Source organism: Larkinella sp. (genome assembly GCF_965227735.1).
In the GTDB taxonomy this organism is placed as follows: Bacteria; Bacteroidota; Bacteroidia; order Cytophagales; family Spirosomataceae; genus Larkinella.
In genome coordinates this window covers 3,629,039-3,647,293 of record NZ_OZ245776.1, presented here as the reverse complement: position 1 = coordinate 3,647,293, position 18,255 = coordinate 3,629,039, and the positions used below count along the sequence as shown (strand labels likewise).

The following is an 18,255-nucleotide window of genomic DNA, read 5'->3' as shown; positions in this document are numbered from 1 at the left end:
ATACTTTGTTATATGTTCCTTATCGAATTAATTCATCGACCCGCACCAGCCGGTATTTTTTCTGCTGTAAATACTCAAGAAGTTCGTCCAGGTGCGCATAGAGTTTATCGGTTCGGGCGGGGTGTGTCCCAACGTGAAGCAAGAGAATAAAACCGTTCAAGCCGGCTGGCTGCCGCTGCTCATACGCATAAATGGATTCTAGAATGACCCGGCTGCTGCGGTAATTTTTCAGATCGGGCGTTGTATAATCGGCGTGGCTGAGGGTGCCGGGCGTATAGGAGATGAGTTGAAAACCCGCGGTTTTGGTCCAGGCGGCAATGCTGTCGTTATACCATTCGTAGGGCGGCAGAAAATACCGGGCGTCTTTTTTCAAGATACCGTAGGATTGCATGGCTGCGTAATTCTGCTCCAGATCGTTGCGAAACTGTGTTTGGGTTACCAAAAGGCTGTCGCGCTTTGTCCAGTCGCAATACAGCAGATGGGCGTCAGAATGCGCGCCGAGGTAATGACCGTCTTTTTTCAGGCTTCGGATCAGGGATTGAAAAACCGGATTGCGATAAAACCGGCCCGTCAGAAAAAACGAAGCAGCAACCCGGTGATGCGCTAGTTTCTGCCGGATTTGTTCGCCACCATCGGCGTATTCATCACCCGTAAACACGATCGCCAGCCGCCGGGCGGTTGTGTCGCCCCGGATGATGGCCCCCCGGTGCCGCGAAATATATTTTTCGGGGTTTGTGTCGTTGCGTGCAACGTCGGCGACCCGGGCTGCATCTTTTACGCAATTATCGATCTTAGGAGCGATAGCCCAATACAGTAAACACAACCAAACGATCAGCATAGCGGGACACCATTACTTCCAAAAACACCGTATCATGAATTTGATGAACTCTTGGGCTACCCGGACCCCTATGGCCACTCCATTGACCAATTACACCGTTGAAATGGAACACACCGGTTTATCCGGGTGGATCAGCTACCGTGAATCCATGCTGACGTTGCGGTTTTCGTACGAACGCATGTTGACTTCCATCTACGTTTTCGTTCCGGGCAACGAACAATGGCCTGCCTACTGCCGGAGTGCCGGGGCCAAAGTCGCCACCCCGCGCCGAACCGAAATCATTCAACGCATTGCCACCGAACTGCGCAACCAGCAGGCCCCGTCGATGGTGCAAATTAATGATTTTGGAATAGAAGTGGTGTTTTGAAGGAGTAGAACCCCTGGCTGGATCAATTGCACTTTTTGAAATCGAACTCTTCACTGGTAGGGTCGAGCCAGTCAACTTCTTCGGGTTGCCAAACCCGGTTTGCGGTTTCCATGCGGAATGAGTCCACATTCTTGTTCAGACGGTAACTAAAAAGCTCCTTAATCCGGACTTTGAACCGGGTGCGTTCCGGATTAATCTCTTCAATAACTACCCGAATGGCCATTTTAGCACTGGTGCCTGGCACTTCTTTTCCATTTTCGTCAAGTTTAACACTGCTGGTGGTCCAGCATAAACTTTCCCCAATCACCCATTCTTTGGCTAATTCCAGTCTGCGGGTGCGTTCAATCTGTTTCTTGCTTAGTCGCTCGTCTGCACTGGTAATGAGAATGCCGGTTGCATTGGCCAATCCGGAAATGATTTGGCTGGCATATCCGTCGGAGGCTGGAATCTTACCACGTTTTTCTGTGAGTTCAGTTTGCAGGTTCCGACCCGTTTCCACGACCTTGTTGTAGGCTTCAAGCGTATTGGCTTCATAATACTGCGCCCGTAAATTTTGGACCTGAATGATTTCAGATTTTACCTGCCGAATGGCCTGACTATGCTCGCCCTGAGGGAAATATTTAATATAGGTTTCCCAGGAATCACCGGATCCCGTCGTCACTCTTTTATAGGCCAGTAACTCTCCTTTTTGAAGGACTTCATTTTTATACCGACCGTTCGGGAAGTGGTCGAGGTAGTATTGCCAGGAATCATACTTCACGAAATTCTGGTAAGCGGTTTCTTCCCGTGCCATTTCGGCTTGTCGGACTCTTTCTTCCGCTTCCCGACGCTCCCGTTCGGCTTTTTCTTTGATTTGCTGCTCCGTTTGGTCGTAGTCTTTAACCTGTTTGTAGGGAATAAGCAACAGCCGTCCGCCCGGAGCGCGTTCTCGCACTACATAATTGCCGTAGGCCGACACCCATTTATCTTCCTCGCTGGTTTGGTAGGTACGTGACCGAACGCTTTTCTTTCGAAAAAAGGAGAAGGGAATATAGCCGGGTACCATCAGTCCCAATCCGGCACCTACTGCCGCAGTAGTACCCACCGGATAGGGTGCGCCCGTATTTTTATTCGAATAAAATTGCGGATCCGCATTTTGACGTACGGCAAAAAAAGTGCCCATGGCCAGCGGCCCCACGATGAAAGGCCAGGCCTTGCTCCAAACCGTCCGTTTCGATTGCCAGGCCGGGGTTACCCGTATGGCTCCATCATGTAGGCTCTCCGTGCTGAGTGCGACCGGTTTATGCGATACACAGGCATTACCCAGCAGGGCTATTACAAGACAGAGCAAGCAGATGCGTTTCATAATTGACTGAAAGAAATCGTTGGAATCGACAGGATGTTTCGGAAGAAAACCGCTGGTTTATTTTGTCGAATGTACTTGATTGCCAGAAGTGAATTATCGGTAACTTTACCAATGAAGGGAATGCCTATACAGAGTCGCCGATTCTCTCAGTGAGGATTACTGATTAGAATGACAAACTCACTTTCTTTTGATTTCATACGTAAATCTAACCAGCGTAATTCATGTCCTTTCTTTCCCTTCGGTATATGATGGCGCGGCTCATTGGCCTTTTGCTGATCCTGGGATTGACGCTGGTGGCAGGCAGGGCACAGCAGCCCCATTACCTCAAACTCCAGTCGCATAAATTGCTCTATGCGGATACGGTATACCGGGAGGCCGTCGCGAAGAAAGATTCGTTGTTGCTGGCTGAAGCGTATTATCTCTATGGAAAAACCTACGAAGCCTCCGGTGACCGTCTGACCGCCCACCGCTGGTTTCTCAAATCATTAAAAATCATTGAACCCCGTGGTGGCTCCTCTGATTTGGTCAGATTGTACGTTCGGTTGAGCGGTACTCAGGAAAACCGCCAGGACAGGCTCTTATATGCGTATCGGGCACTGGAGATGGCGAAGCGCATTCACTCTGATAAAGCCTTGATCAGAGCGTACGGATGCCTGATGGGTTTTTACATCAATAACGGACCCGATGGAGCGCCGGATCAATCTAAACCGCAGCCAGACAGTGTCGTGCATTACTACCGGAAAATAAACCAACTTGCTTATAAACTGAAAGATACCGTAACCCGTATTGAAAACCATTTGGGGATTGGTCGTTTTTGGAGAAGTGTGGGCCAGAACCAGACCGGAACAGACTACCTGAAAAAAGCACTGGAACTGGCAACGCTGCAGAAAGAGCAGGGAATTCGGATGAAGCTCATGCTGGAACTGGCTTCGGCGTATACCAGTCTGGGCCAGCCTAAGCAGGCATGGTCATTTCTTTCTCAGGCACAGCAACTGCTCAACCAGAGTCCGTTCATCGACCATTTTATCAATTATAGTTTTGAAAGCAATTACCAATTGTATTATCAATCCATTGGCGACTGGAAACATGCGTATGTACACAGCGAAAAATTGCGTCAGATTGAAAGTAATAATTACACCGTTGATCACGCAGGGGCCATATCCCGCCTGAATATGGAGTACAAAGCCGGGCAAAAAGATGCGCTCCTGAAAGCCCAGCAGAAAGAACTGGCGTTGCGTTCGGAGACCCTGTTCTTTCAGCAACGCCTGACCTGGGCCGTCTCGGCTCTCCTGCTCGTCACGGTGGTCACGAGCATTGTTTTTTTTCGGCTTTACCGTAAAAACCACCGCATCAGTGCCCGGAATGCCGAGTTGGTGAAAGAGCAGAACCACCGGGTGAAGAACAACCTGCAAGTGGTGTCCAGTCTGCTCAACCTGCATTCCAAACAGCTTGTTGACGAAACCGCCCGAAAAGCCGTGGAAGAAAGTCAGTTGCGGGTGCAGGCGATGGCCCTGCTGCATCGCCGGCTTTACGATGGCGAAGGGCTGGTGACCGTTAATATGCCTGATTTTATTCCTGAACTGGTCGAGAGTGTCATCCGCACTTTTGGTTATTCCGGGATTCGGACAGTATACGACCTGGAAGCGTTTGAGTTATCGGCCACCCATGCCTTGTCGTTGGGGTTGATTGTGAACGAATTAACCACCAATGCCTGTAAATATGCGTTCCCGGATCATCCTGATCCGGTTTTCCGGGTGATGAGTCGGCGGCAGGGAAGTGCGCTACTGCTGACCGTTACCGATAATGGACCGGGGCTACCTTTTTCGCAAACCGGTACAGCTATTTTTAGGGAAAGTAAGACCTTCGGAATGCGTCTCATTCAGATCCAGGTCGATCAGTTGTACGGCTCCTGTCAATTTCATTCGGAAGCGGGCACCCGGTTTGAGATGCAGTTTAAAATTTGAACGTACCATGGAATCCTTAACCATCCTGATTATTGAAGATGATTTGTTGACGGCTCATGACCTCAAAGGAGCGTTGGAAAGTGCCGGGCACCGGGTGCCGACGATCGCCCGGAATTACCACGAAGCAATGGCCGCTGTCCGGCGACAACCCCCGGATATGGCACTGGTTGATATTCACCTCGAACGATCTACGGCTGACGGCATTACGACCGCCAGGGATATGCTGGCCCTGCATTGGATGCCCATTATCTACCTGACCGCCAATTCAGAAACGCCGACGTTTCAACGAGCCAAAGAAACCAAGCCAATTGCGTACCTGATTAAACCCTTTCACCAAAATGAAATTGTTTTTCAGATTGAACTGGCCTATACGAATCGTTCACTGACCCAGCGGGCCAGCCACACCGCGGTTCCCGAGACGTTGTTTCTGCCGATCAATAAGGGGTATGAGAAGGTATTGCTGCCTGACGTTCTCTATCTGCTGGCTGAGGGAGCCTACGTCAAGGTTTTTATGGTGAATGAAGAAAAACCGCATTTGTTGTCCATGAATCTGGGCTATCTGGCTCAGTATTTCCCCATGTCCTATTTCTACCGGTTGTCACGCTCGCTGTTGATCAATCTGAATCACATCGAGCGTCTGGAACGGAGCCAGTTGCTGATGCGCAACCAGAGCACGCCCATTTCTATTCCGGAAAGCAACCGGACCGATCTGCTAAAAAAGCTGGGGGTGGTTCGGACCCGTTAAAGAGACATGAAAACCGCTTATCGTCTCCGTTTTTTCTTTGACGACGAACGTTTGGCCGGTGCCTTTTTTCGTCCGGACGATTTTTTGCGAACCGTCTTTTTGCGGGACGAGGTTTTCTTTTTGACCACCTTCGCTTTTGCCGGAGCCGCCACCGGGGCTGCCGCTGCCGTTTCGCCCTCTTTGGCCGCCAGCAGGTAAATCAGCGAAGCCGTGCCGTCCATCGTCGGCTCATTCGTGCTGTAGTCGCCGTAATCGTCGTGATAAACCACCAGATCGCTCTGAAACGCGGCATATTCATCCGGTTCTTTCAACTCGATCCCGATCAGATTCTTGTAAATCCGGCCATACACAGGCCCGTCGACCAAACCGCCGTCGATGGGGTAGTTTTTGAGGTGGGTAAAGGCAGAGTGTGGATCGGCGGGGGTGTCGGCACCGGCCGGCAAACCGTACACAAAACTGGTTCCCCACGGATTGCAACCAAACAGCCAGTCGAAACAGGCCTGCTCGAGTTGCAGATAACGCGTATCGCCGGTTAGTTTGCGGTACCAGTAACACTGAATGGCGAAAGAGGTTGTTAGGTTGTTGCTGCACCAGATGAACGGAACGCCCCGGTAAAATGCGTTGCTCTGCGCCTTCTGCCAGACTTTCTCAATCCCATCCCGGTAAAAACCAACCATATGTTGCCGACGGGTATCGACAACTCGTTTGGCGACTTCGAAATGGCCGATGTTAATAAATGGATACCACTGGTAATGCCGGGCCGTATCGGTTCCCAGCCAGGGTGTTACGGGTTCGATCAAACCGTAAGCATAGGCGCTATTGAGGTAGTCGGCCGCTTTGTAGCCCTGCACCCGGGCGGCATTGTACATCTCGACAGCCGCCAGTTCCATATCATCGACGTAGTTGTCTTCTTCGTAAAAATAGGGTGCCCGGCCCGGCGCTGTCTGGCAAACACCCGGTTTTTGCAGGCCCAGCATATAGGCACTTTGTGCCCGTTCCCATAATTTGTCGGCATAATCCAGATCCCGTTTGCGCAGCATCTGGTAACCCAACGCAAACGCGCTGCTGAATTTGCCCGCCGTGGAAGCAACGCCTGTTGCGCGGTTTTTGTGTTTGAAAAGCCCCTGCGGTTTTCCCGTCGCAAAATATACAGGCCGCTCATAGCCCTTTCCATACGCCGAATCCAGTTTGGGAATGCGTAATCCGGAATGGTCGCGGTCGTCGGCCAGTTGGTTGAACATCCAGTCGTCTTTGGGGTGCATTTTCAGTAGCCAGTCGAGGCCCCAGCGGGCTTCATCCAGCACATCGGCCTGGTTGTTCGTTCCTTCAAGCCCGTTGGCCAGGTGCTGATCACCAAAAACTTTCGGAAAATCGCGAAAAGCGGCCAGTAGGTGGTACGTAGCGTTGGCGGAGGTTGGCACGTATTGCAGGTAGTCGGAAGCGTCGTGCCAGCCACCCGACACATCGATGTGGGTGCTATCGGGCATGGGGCCATACATCGTATAACCGTCGTGGGTATGGCACGAATCTTTCAGGAAGGGGTTGTAACCGCTGCGCTGCTGGCGCATATACCGCAGGCAAAAATCAGCCGCCCCGTTGTATACGTCGTCCGCAATCCGAAATTCGGGCGATTGAATGGTACCGGTTTTGAGGTAGTAGGTCCCCGGTTTGCGAACACCGGAAAAATCCAGGCGGTGGGTTTGCACAAAAGGGCCGTACGCACCGAAGTCTTTTCCAACCGGATTTTCGTAAACGACTTTTCCGGTTTGGGCGTCGATGACCTGAAAAGGCTGCGCGACGGCTTCCTCCGTTTTTCCGACCCAGATGGCTACTTTCGTACTGGCGGGCCGGTAGCCGAGGGAATTGATTCGGATCCAGGCCTGTTCGTCAACGGTGGATTTGAAAGCAAAAAGCCAGACAATAAAACCAATCAGCAAAAATAATTTCCTCATCGATAGGCAAGTTACAATTTTTACCGGTTGCAGAGGAAACTCCTGTTAAATGAAATAAACCCATTCCCGACTTTGGCTAAAAATCGTCAGGAATGGGTTCACGGATGGATATAGTATAAGGATAAGCGGCCAATACGGTTAGTAGCGCCGTTCGAGCATTTCGAGAATACGCAGCCACGGCATGCCACTGCGTATAAATTGATCCAGCGGAATCTCCGAAAGGAGATTAAAACGCTTTTCCAGACTCTCCTCAATAGGTTGATCTTTTTTAGATGAATGCTGACGATATAACTCATCGCCCATCATGCTGGATAAGAGGTAATAGCGATTGTATTGCATACGATTACTTAATCTTTTCGGTGACACAAAGGTAGACCACAAAACGCCTTTCTCCAACCCGTTAAAACAGTTTATTCGAATCAACCTGCTTCTAATCAGGGGAAAACGAATGGTTTAACCGACTTGGAATGAACTCATCCCACCGGATAAAATGGTGGGATATACTTAATAGACGCAACTTAGTCTCAAAAGTCACTTTTCGATTTTTTTTTGTTAGTATGTGGTCAGGATTCCGCCCCCCGAATAACTCCGCAAATTGCCGTCGTACATCGCGTCGGCAGAAACCGGCCCCATCGAAAACCGCCCTTTGGACACCACCCGGACGAGGTAATAAAATGTTTTAACGGTTGTTCCGGCGGAGGTGAAAAAATGAATCCGGTCGTCGCGCACGTCGAAGTGTTCCGGCGTCGAAGCCCCTTTGATCCAGGGCATTTCACGCGGTTCGGTCAGGCGCGGATTTTCGATCTCAAAACCGGCGGGCAGCATATCCGTCACCACCACGTTGTTGACCGGAACCCCGTTGTCGCTCGCCAGTGAAATCCGGACCACCACCAGATCATTCTGTTTAAACGACGACATCGGCCCACCGTCGCGGTCCAGAAATTCCCGCCGAACCCGCAAACCGGCATCTTCTTCGGTATAGTTTCCCGTCGCACTCAATCCTTCGGTTTGGGCAAACCAGTAGAGACTCCCGCTGCCCTGAGCCGCCAGCTTCAGTTTCCGGTTGGCAATGCCGGTGGTCAGATTCAGCGTTTTGCCGGTAAACTGCCCCACGGTTTTGCCATCTGCCGACAGCGTGGCGGTGGCTGTCGAGGTCGCGGCTTTTTTGGCAATCTTTCCCAGCGCCAAAACCGCAAAAACCGATTCCTGCGTGTTCAGATACGAACTGGTGTTCAGGGCCTGCGACAATTGCCGGGCCAGGGCCGGAATCTGCAAATTGTCCGGATCGGTTTCCAGTAACGTATTCAGCACCAGCGCCAGATTCCGAATCGGCGAAGCATAACTCCCGCCCGATTGCCGCTGACTGGTCGTATTGGTGAATTTTTTGGGTAGTAAAACCGTATAACTCCGCGTATCGCCGGTCAGGTAAAACGCGGCTGCCAGCAAATACCGGCTATCCGGTGTTAGTGAACTTTCGTTCGGGCGCTGGGCTGCGGTTTTGTAGTAATTCATCGCCGGACGATTGGGTTGCCCACCCAGCGCCAGGGCGTATAAACCGTACAGATTCTGCCGGCTCACGATTTTACGAACCGTATTGCCCGATTCAGAAAAGACAATTTCATCTTCCAGCGCGGGGCTGCCCGTGCGAATCGTCAGACGATCCAAGGCTTTGCTATACACCGACGGACTCACTTCAAAACCGGCGCGTCGGGCTTCAGTCAGGAAATGAACCGCGTAAGCCGACGCCCAGCCGTCTTCTGTCGGCAAACCGGGCCACATACTAAAACCGCCGTCGGCCAGTTGCATCGATTCCACGCGCCGGATGGCTTCCTGAACCGTGTAATTCGGATTCAGATCACTGTCGCCCGAACGCACAAAATAGGTGCCCGGTTTGCCCATCGTTTTGAGCACTTCGGCAAAATACAACTGCGGAAACGCTTTCGAGATCGTCTGTTCCATGCAACCGTACGGATAGCCGAGCAGGTATGACAACTCCTTGCTCAACTGAATCATCGGCGACCGGCTGACGGTCAACTGACTCCGCACCGTACCGGGAATGTATGGATTGGTCAGGTCGATGGTTTGGGATTGATTGGCCGCCACGACACCCGATTGGGCGGTTTTCAGCAAAGACGTCACCGGCCGGACGGTGAGGTCGATGCTTTCGCTGAAGGTTTCGTTCAATCCTCTCACCAAAACCGTGATGTTGCCCGTGCCGATGGCGGTTTTTGCTTTGACGGCGAAGTTTGCGCGGGCTTCCTGCCCCGGCCCGATGGTGAGTTGCTGCGTTGTTGCGCCGTTGGCCAGTAAAGCCCCGCTCAGTTTGAGCGAAGCCGTCACGATTGCCGGTTTTTTGGTGGTATTGCTGATTGTCACGGGTAGGCTCAGCTCGTCGTCCGGACTCAAAAACCGGGACGCGCCGGTGCTGATGACGAGCGGATCGGCCACTTTCATGTTCTTCGTCGCCGAACCGAACGCTTTGTCTTTGTAGGCGACGGTCATGACCCGCAAATCACCCGAAAACTGCGGAATCGCGATGTCAAAACTGGCTTCTCCGCTACCGTTGGCTTTCAGAACACCACTCCACAAGGCCACCAGTTTGACGCGTCCGTTGCTCAGCGGATTGATGCGTTTGCCCAGATTGTAGCCGTCACCGCCAAACGACGAACTACCGGAAAGTGCTAGTTCAGGAAACAGGAAGGCATACAAATCGTGGCTATTGACTTCCAGGGCGCGTTTCTGGTAAAAATAACCGTGGATGTCGGGCGTTTGAAAATTCTTCAGTTGCAGGATTCCTTCGTCGACGACGGCCACAGTCAGTTCGGCATTCGGGCTGGTTTTGACCGAAATGTGCTGTTTGGTTTTGGAGCGGGATTGCGTCACCGCCGTAATTTCCACCGGCAATTTCGTTTCCGGGTCTTCTACCGAAATCGGCGCAAAACCGTGGGCGACCATCAGCGGCAGGTTCGAGCCATCAACGGGCCGGATGAGTGTCGCCGTCACATAAACCGTTGGCAGATATTCATTGGACAAACTGAACGTCAGCTCGGCGGATTTCTGATCGGTTTCCAGCACATGCGTTTCCAGTACTTTGTTGCGTTCCAGCGTGACGAGCAGTTTTCCGGCAAACGGCGTTTTGAACAACACTTTCGCTTTATCGCCCACCTGATACTTTTCTTTGTCGAACTCCATCAAAACCTGCCCTTCGGTGCTGACTTCGAACGACGAACTTTGCGTGGTGCCAAAACCGTAAGCGTAATACGAAACCGCCGTGTAAGCCGCAGCTACCTCGCCGGATTTGCCCGTCCGCCGGATGCGCACCTCGTATTCGCCCGAAACTGTCGGCACGTAACTGAATTTGGCCCGGCCATCGCCGAAACTCAAATTATTGGTGTAAACCACTTTTTCGCGTTTTTTCGAGACATACCGCAACTGGTCGTACTGTTTTTCAACAACCGTCTGGTAGTCGAAGCGCACCACCTCCGCCTGGGCCGTTGCTCCTTTTTGCAAGTTGCCGTTTCGATCCACGGCCACCACATCGACGGGCAGCGGAACGTTGGTGCCGACGTACGAATCGGCCAGCCGAATGCCGTAAAAAGTTTCCTGTGTAAACACATCGAGTTGCTTCAGTCGATTGACCGGGCGGCTGTTTTCGTCAAAAACCGTGACGAACAGTTTGCCTTCCAACACGCCGATGTCGCGGTAGCTGGTCGAAATCGGAAACCGTTCAACGGCCTGGCCGCTGGCGTCGGTCACGCCCTGGCGCAGATTTTTTTCAAACGACGTATTGCTCTCGATGGCAAAGGTGTAGTCCGGGAATTGTTTGGCCGTAAATGCCCGTTGCTTCAGTTGCAGGTCCATTTCGTAGGTTCGCCCGGTGGCGGGTGGGCCAAACAGGTTCGTCGCGGTGGCGGTCATTGTGACGGTTTCGCCGGTTCGGTAGGCGTCGCGTTCGGTGCGGGCTTCCACCCGGATGCGGTCGGGAATAAACTCTTCGATGCTGATGTTCCGCGATGCCAGCAACACATCGTTGGCGTTGTAAATTTCCGTGACATACGTGCCTGTGACGGCCGCCGGATCGATCGGTACGTCGGTAGCCACGGCGCCCTGCTCGTTGGTCGATTGGCGCAGCACCCGGTATTCCTTGCCGTTGGGCGACAGCACTTTAATCTTCAGCGGAATCTCGCCGACGCTTTCCCAAACCGGGTTTCGGATGATGGTGTTGAAGTGAATCGTTTCGCCGGGGCGGTAAATGTTGCGGTCACCGTAGACAAAGGCATCAAAACCGGTCGGGTTGTCGCGCTTGCCTTCTACCTCGAAGCGCGACGTTTCGACTTTCGCGTCCTGCAGCAACAGATAATTGAAATCATCTTCGGTTTTGGATAGCACCATCGCCAGTTTGGAACCGGGATTTTTGGCGGTTATTTTTTCAAAATGCGCCACGCCTTTGCCGTTGGTTTGCACCGTGGCAATGACCTGGTTATTGCTGCTGATCAGCGTGATATCGACATTTGCCAGCGGCTCGGCGGTTTTGATGGAGTTGGCAAATACCCACACTTCGTCGCTGCCCTGTTTGGTAATCAGGCCAATGTCCGAGACCGAAATCAGTTTGGTCGCGCTGATGTACGCATCGTCTTTCGAACTGACCGTAACGAGATAAATCCCCCGGGGCGGATTCGGACTGGATGCGGTTTGGTCGGGGAGGGACAGGTTTAAGGCCGAAACGCCTTTGGCTTTGGGCAAATTGGTTGTTTCAACGGTTTTCTGAACGATGATATCGCTGTAATTCTGTTGTTCATCGTCGTAATAATAGTGCGTTCCGAGCGGTTTCCATTCGCCGTCGATTTCGCCACTTTCTTCGTAGCGACCCGAGCGCAGGTAGTGCAGAATGTTATTCTCGTACACCTTCGCAATCTTTACGTCCACTTTCGGCACGTTGACGATGTTAACGCCTACGTTTTTCGCGCCTTTCGACGAAAGATAAACCGCCCGTTTGTTGACAAAGGAAATACCGGCGGGCATTTTTCCGAAAAACACGTCTTTCGAAACCGCTTCGTCCAGTCGTCCGCCCAAAACGCCTTTGAGCTGATTGGTGAGCGTCAGCACGTAGGTTTCGGTTTCGTTGAAGTTACCACGGATGATAAAACCGTTCTCTGTGAGTTCGGCTCGGCTTTCGGCTTCCGGTGTCAGGGTATAATAGCTGCTCAACTGGCTGGCCTGCAATTCCTGCGTCGTAATGATTCGGATAACGCCTTCGTTGTTTTCGAAGCCGGTTTTAACATCCACCACCTCCAGGCTGTATTGCGAGGGGAGCGCGGTCGTTTGTTCAAACGCTTCTTTGGTGCTGAAAGCCGTATTCGGCACTTTCAGGCCTTGCCCAATCTGAATTTTCAGCGGGGTTTCGCTGCGGGAAGCGGGGGCGTTGGCGAGCGTAACCGGGATGGTTTCGTTCAGCGACGTTTGCAGAACCTGCGTTGTCAGCGGTTTTTCCGCTTCGGCTTCAATTTTTAGTAAACCGGCCAGTTCGGCTCCGCTCACCGGATAATTGAAATTCAGTTTCGCTTTGGCAACCGGGCGCCCGTTCTCGCCCCGCGTCCACCAGAATTCGGTGTCGGCGAGCTGGAGATACGGCGTGTGGAAGGCGATGGTTTCATTATCGAGAGAGAGTTGCGCGTCTTTCTGCTGGCGAACCAGGGCGTTGTTCAGTTCGGCTTTGTATTCCGTCGCCGGTTTGAAAGCAATTGCCGGTGAAAACACCAGTTCGTTGGGGGCAGTCCACTTGAAATTTCCTGCAACCGCCGGTTCAAAAACCACGTATTGCGTCGAATCCCATTCGTTGAGCCGACCGTCCGGTACGAGGTCTTTGCTGAACGTAAAGACCAGATTCTGGTTCCGGCCCACTTCCTCTTCAAAGTTTTGATTGATCAGCCGGACGGAATTACTGAGATGGGAACAGGTGCTAAAAAAAAACAGGACGCTAAGGGCCGTTAACGAACGCAGGTACGTCTTCATGGTTTAGAATTGTTACGGAGAAGAACGGCGAAAGGTCTTAAAAATAGTTGGCATTTTGCAATAGGAATGAATAAATGGCGGTTTCAGGCTGGTAATCACCGCTATATCACAGATGGCAGGAAGGGAAACCTGGATCGGTTCTACGGAATGAGGGGCCACACAATCGGTCTCGCCAATCCGCAAAAACATAAAGCACGCACAAGCCGTTTTGCCGACTCACCCTTATTTCAACGGAGTCATGCAAGATCCCCGACACGACGAAGACGGCCATATCCAGAATCTCGCTGGAACTGAAGCCCTTGAAAAACTAAAAGACCTCGCCGAAGGCATGTGTATGTTTACGACCTTCACCGATAGCCGCCCGGCCCCCAGCCGGCCGATGGCGTTGCAGGGCGTAGACGATGATGGCGCACTCTATTTTCTCAGCGCGGCCTCCTCGAACAAAAACAAGGAACTGGCCGCCGATCCGGCGGTGCAGCTTTTTTTCTGCAAGGAAGGCCCCTCCGAATACCTCAGTTTGTACGGTACGGCTACCGTTTCGCAAGACCGCCAGAAAATCGAAGAATACTGGACGCCCTTCGCAAAAATCTGGTTTCAGGGCGGCAAAGACGATCCAGATCTGACGGTGATCCGCGTGCAGCCCGAAACCTGCCGCTACTGGGATACGAAAAACAACCGTGCGGTGTCGTTCATCAAGATGGCGGCTTCGCTGGTAACCGGCAAAACGATGGACGACGGCGTGGAAGGCGAGCTGAAAGTCTGATTCATTTGCTGAAAGGAAGCAAAACAATAAAGCCGACCGCGAATCCGCAGTCGGCTTATACAATTTTGGTTTTTAGTTGTGAAGTTAACCGGTCGGTCTAGCGGTTTATGAAAAACCGCTAGACCTGAGTTTTTTAGAAAATATATTTATTCTCCGCAATCATCGCATCGGCAATCCGACGGCGGGTGTCTTTCAGGTTCAGTGGTTCAATTTTGGTAAAGCGTTTCAGGCCCATCAGCATCACGCGGAGTTCGTCACCTTCGGCAAACGAGGAGATGGCGGCCCGACCGGCGTTGTTGATTTTCTCGACCGCTTCGTGCAGATACACCAGCGCGAGGTCTTTCTGCAACGCGACCGGAGATTCGCCCTTGAGGCCCGTCAGTTTTTCAACGCGCAGCAAAACCGACTCGGCGACGTACAGTTCAATGACCATATCGGCCAGGTTCATCAGAATTTCCTGTTCGTCCGAGAGTTTCATCATCAGCTTCTGAACAGCCGCCCCTGCCACCATCAGAATGGCTTTCTTCAAATTCCGCAGCACTTTTTTCTCGGCGGCAAACAGCACTTCTTCTTCGTCGGCACTAAAGTCCGGGATCGACATGATTTCTTTCGAAACCGCCATCGCCGGGCTCATCAGGTCAAGTTCGCCTTTCATGGTCCGTTTCAGAATCATGTCGACGGTCAGCATCCGGTTGATTTCGTTCGTGCCTTCAAAAATCCGGTTGATGCGGGCGTCGCGGTAGGCGCGGTCCATCGGCGCGTCGGCCGAATAGCCCATGCCGCCGTAGACCTGAACGCCTTCATCGACCACATAGTCCAGTGTTTCGGAACCGTGGACTTTCATCATGGCGCATTCGATGGCGAATTGCTCCAGGGCTTTCAGTTTGGCTTCGGAATCGCCCAAACCGTTGACTTTCAGGGTTTCGATCAGGTCGTCGATGTTCTGTCCGGCGCGGTAACAGGCGGTTTCACAGGCGTATACCTTCACGGCCATTTCGGCCAGCTTGTGCTTGATGGCACCAAAACTCGAAATCAGCGTGTTGAACTGCTTGCGTTCGTTGGCGTACCGGATGGCGTTGTTGATCACTTCTTTCGACCCACCAACGGCGGCCACACCGAGCTTGATCCGGCCGATATTGAGAATATTGACGGCAATTTTAAACCCATTGCCCCGCGTCGACAGCAGATTTTCGACCGGTACCTTGCAATCATTGAAGAAAATCTGACGGGTGTCGGAGCCTTTGATCCCCATTTTGTGCTCCGGCTCGTTCATTGTAATGCCACCAAAATCCTTTTCGATAATGAACGCACTCAGGTTCTTGTCCTCATCAATCTTGGCAAAAACAATGAACAGATCGGCAAAACCGCCGTTCGTGATCCACATTTTCTGGCCATCGATGACGTAGTGTTTGCCATCTTCGGTCAATTTGGCTTTCGTTTTGCCCGAATTGGCATCCGAACCCGAATCCGGCTCGGTCAGGCAGTAGGCGGCTTTCCACTCGCCGGTTGCCAGTTTGGGCAGGTATTTCGATTTCTGGTCGTCGTTACCATAATACACAATCGGCAGGGTTCCGATGCCAGTGTGCGCCGACAGCGCCACGGAGAACGAATGCCCGGCGCCGGTTACTTCCGTCACCAGCATCGACGTGTTAAAGTTCATGCCAAAACCGCCGTATTCTTCCGGAACCGACGTGCCGAGCAAGCCCAGCTCCCCGGCTTTGTCCATCAATGAAGCAATCAGGTCCGGCGATTTGGCCTGGTCTATTTCATCCAGACGAGTCCAGATTTCGCGCTCCAGAAACTCGCGGCAAGTCGCGGCAATCATTTGTTGCTCTTCCGAAAATTCCTCCGGAATGAACACCTGGGCGGCATCGGTTTCTTTGATCAGAAACTCTCCGCCTTTCAGCGATGCTTTATGGTCCGTTGCAATCATGATGTGTAGGTCGAATAGGGGTTTATAGGTTGGTATGCAGGCATACCGTTACCCTGCAAAAGTAAAAAAAGTAGAGATAGTATGCAAGCATACGGGTTTAATTTGACGGCGGTTTTTGGTGGAAAGCAGTCCTGCGGTTTGTTAACGGAATGGGTCATTTTGTAGCTATAAAGTATAAAATTAATCTCTTTTTTGCTTGTACATGTATGATTTAACTGTATATTTCGTGTATTATTGAGTACGACTATTGCGCAGGTATGATCCAGGAAAATAAATTCAGACCAGCGGTATTCCGGTGCGGTCTGAATCCGTCGTTCATCAGGCGGCTGTTTGGATTGAGTGTAGGCCTTCTGCTTCAGGGTGGAGCCGTTCATGCTCAGGGTGTTCCCCGGATTGATAACCGACTGGAATTTGCCGGTGTAACGATTCTGTTGACCCCGGCCACGCAGCATTCTGTTCAACAGGAAGCAGAATTGTTGTATGTCAATCGGGCGTTGGTGACGGCCCGATTGGAACGAATGAACGCCTACTTTCCGATTATCCGGCCTCTTCTGGCACAACATTCCCTGTCCGACGATTTTTTATTTCTGGCGCTTCATCATCCGGTATCGGTTTCCGATGAGGGTTCTTCCGGTTTTTGGGCTTTGGACAAGACAGTTCTGCACGATCTTCAAACTGACATTTTTGTGGATGAACGGCGGCATCCCATCCGATCGACGCGGGCCGTTTTGACCCGGTTAAAACAACTGTATACCCGAAAGCCGAACTGGGTGTCGGTCATTCATCGATACGATCAACTGTTGCGCGGAGACTCGACCCAGCTTTTGGCCCAAGACCCCGTAGATGGGAAAACTTACGCCCTCAATGACCCGCAGGATGTGTTTTTAATCCGGTTGCTGGCTTCTAAAATGGTTCTGGAGCGCGCCTTGTCGGTTTATCATCCGCAGAAACAAACGGTTTTGTTTCCGTATGAAGAAACCCGGGGAAAAAGCCTGTCGCAAATTGCGGAAATGTGTCAGGTCAGCGAATCCCTGATTAGTCGATATAATACCTGGCTAAAAGCACCCCGCATACCGGAAAATGAGGATTATACGGTTTATGTCCCGACCACGCCGGAACAGTATGCCGGGTTGAAACAGCAAACCGGTTCGTCGGGCGATCGTCAGGCGGCTCTCCCGGATGCCGGTTTTCCGGTATTACAAAAAAGTACGGCGGAACCCGGTAAACGGGGTGGAGTATTCTACCAGATCAACGGGAAAAAGGGTGTTCAGGCGCAGTTATTCGATAACCGGATTACGCTGGCCTATGAGGGGAAAGTGAAGGTGAGTAAATTTCAGAAGTATAATGACCTGCGAAGCGACCAGCCAATTGTTGCGGGTGAAATTTATTACCTGCGGAAAAAAAGGAAACGGGCCAACGTGCCGTTTCACATTGTCAGACGCGGGCAGTCGCTGTGGGCCATCGCGCAGCAATACGGGATTAAACTTCGCAAACTGATTGCATACAATGGGGTCAATCCGGAGCAGCAACCCGCGGTGAACCGGATTTTATGGTTGCAGAAGAAGCGACCCTCCAACCTGCCGGTGGAATATTACCGCACACCCACCGAACCACCTTTGACGCCTAAAACCGAACCGGTTCTGGCCGTTATCAAACCGGACTCGGCCGATCAGAAACCCGTCGCTTTGAAACCAGAGCCGACTGAGCAGCCCGAGCGGCTGGCAATTGCCGAGAAGCCTTTGACCACCGTTCCGAGCCGAAGCACTCTGTCGACGCTGGACAGTATGATTGCGGCATTGAACGAACCGGAAGCCCCGCAATTCCGCTCAGGTGCTACCAAAACCATTCAGCCCGTTCGGGCAGCGGAGAAACCGATTCCGGCGAAAGAAACCGAAGAAGAGCCGGAAGAGGTGAGTGGTCCGCTGATTATGCACGTGGCGGAAAAAAGTGATACCTATGCGACGGTGGCCCGCAAATACAACGTAACGGTGCCGCAGTTGTACCTCTGGAATAATTTGTCGGCTCAAAAACCGCTGCGCCCCGGCCAGGCGTTGCTCATCGATCAATCGAAGTCACCCACGAAAACCGGTTTAGTGCCGCTGGCCGCTAAACCTGCTCCGGCTCGACCGCCTGTGGCAAAACCGGCAGCACCGGCCACAGTGCCGGTCAATGCAACGGGTGAACTCATTCATGTGGTAAAACCCGGTGAAAATATGTACCGGATTGGCTTGCGATACAATGTAAAACCGGAGCAGGTTCGCCAATGGAACAATTTGCCGGATTTGACGGCGGTTGTGGGCGCGCGATTGGTCATCCGGAAAAAATAAAAGGGGCCG

General features: G+C 52.1%; 11 protein-coding genes. 5 read left to right on the top strand and 6 right to left on the bottom strand.

Features of this window, described 5'->3' with window-relative positions; genetic code table 11:
- Positions 1-19: 19 nt before the first annotated feature.
- Entirely contained in the window at positions 20-838 is an 819-nt protein-coding gene (locus ACO064_RS14140; RefSeq protein WP_421827935.1) for a polysaccharide deacetylase family protein, read from the bottom strand.
- Between the two features lie 70 nt (positions 839-908).
- On the opposite strand from ACO064_RS14140, the gene ACO064_RS14135 reads away from it, so the two are divergent.
- On the top strand, positions 909-1,205 hold the full coding sequence (locus ACO064_RS14135) for a hypothetical protein (protein ID WP_133299874.1): 297 nt from the start codon (positions 909-911) through the stop codon (positions 1,203-1,205).
- 22 nt (positions 1,206-1,227) lie between these two features.
- Here ACO064_RS14135 and ACO064_RS14130 read toward each other — a convergent pair whose 3' ends face one another.
- Positions 1,228-2,550 carry a hypothetical protein gene (locus ACO064_RS14130; protein WP_421827934.1) on the bottom strand — a complete coding sequence of 441 codons (1,323 nt, stop codon included), beginning with the start codon at positions 2,548-2,550 and terminating at the stop codon, positions 1,228-1,230.
- 221 nt (positions 2,551-2,771) lie between these two features.
- On the opposite strand from ACO064_RS14130, the gene ACO064_RS14125 reads away from it, so the two are divergent.
- Both ACO064_RS14125 and ACO064_RS14120 read left to right on the top strand, forming a co-directional pair.
- Complete coding sequence (locus ACO064_RS14125; protein ID WP_421827933.1) at positions 2,772-4,514, top strand: sensor histidine kinase; 1,743 nt, start codon at positions 2,772-2,774, stop codon at positions 4,512-4,514.
- A gap of 7 nt (positions 4,515-4,521) precedes the next feature.
- Positions 4,522-5,259, top strand: coding sequence for a response regulator (locus ACO064_RS14120; protein ID WP_421827932.1), 738 nt, complete (start codon positions 4,522-4,524; stop codon positions 5,257-5,259).
- 17 nt (positions 5,260-5,276) lie between these two features.
- Here the strand turns inward: ACO064_RS14120 and ACO064_RS14115 are convergent, their stop codons facing one another.
- The 3 genes from ACO064_RS14115 to ACO064_RS14105 form a co-directional block, all read right to left on the bottom strand.
- Positions 5,277-7,211 carry a glycoside hydrolase family 9 protein gene (locus ACO064_RS14115; protein ID WP_421827931.1) on the bottom strand — a complete coding sequence of 645 codons (1,935 nt, stop codon included), beginning with the start codon at positions 7,209-7,211 and terminating at the stop codon, positions 5,277-5,279.
- 138 nt (positions 7,212-7,349) lie between these two features.
- Entirely contained in the window at positions 7,350-7,550 is a 201-nt protein-coding gene (locus ACO064_RS14110) for a hypothetical protein (protein ID WP_114407472.1), read from the bottom strand.
- Between the two features lie 213 nt (positions 7,551-7,763).
- Entirely contained in the window at positions 7,764-13,223 is a 5,460-nt protein-coding gene (locus ACO064_RS14105) for an alpha-2-macroglobulin family protein (RefSeq protein WP_421827930.1), read from the bottom strand.
- Positions 13,224-13,461: 238 nt separating this feature from the next.
- On the opposite strand from ACO064_RS14105, the gene ACO064_RS14100 reads away from it, so the two are divergent.
- The gene (locus tag ACO064_RS14100; RefSeq protein ID WP_421827929.1) at positions 13,462-13,986 is read left to right on the top strand and encodes a pyridoxamine 5'-phosphate oxidase family protein; all 525 of its coding nucleotides are present in this window, start codon (positions 13,462-13,464) and stop codon (positions 13,984-13,986) included.
- A gap of 133 nt (positions 13,987-14,119) precedes the next feature.
- Here the strand turns inward: ACO064_RS14100 and ACO064_RS14095 are convergent, their stop codons facing one another.
- Positions 14,120-15,919 carry an acyl-CoA dehydrogenase family protein gene (locus ACO064_RS14095; protein ID WP_421827928.1) on the bottom strand — a complete coding sequence of 600 codons (1,800 nt, stop codon included), beginning with the start codon at positions 15,917-15,919 and terminating at the stop codon, positions 14,120-14,122.
- A gap of 257 nt (positions 15,920-16,176) precedes the next feature.
- Here ACO064_RS14095 and ACO064_RS14090 point away from each other — a divergent pair, with 257 nt between their 5' ends.
- Entirely contained in the window at positions 16,177-18,246 is a 2,070-nt protein-coding gene (locus ACO064_RS14090) for a LysM peptidoglycan-binding domain-containing protein (RefSeq protein WP_421827927.1), read from the top strand.
- Positions 18,247-18,255 lie beyond the last annotated feature (9 nt).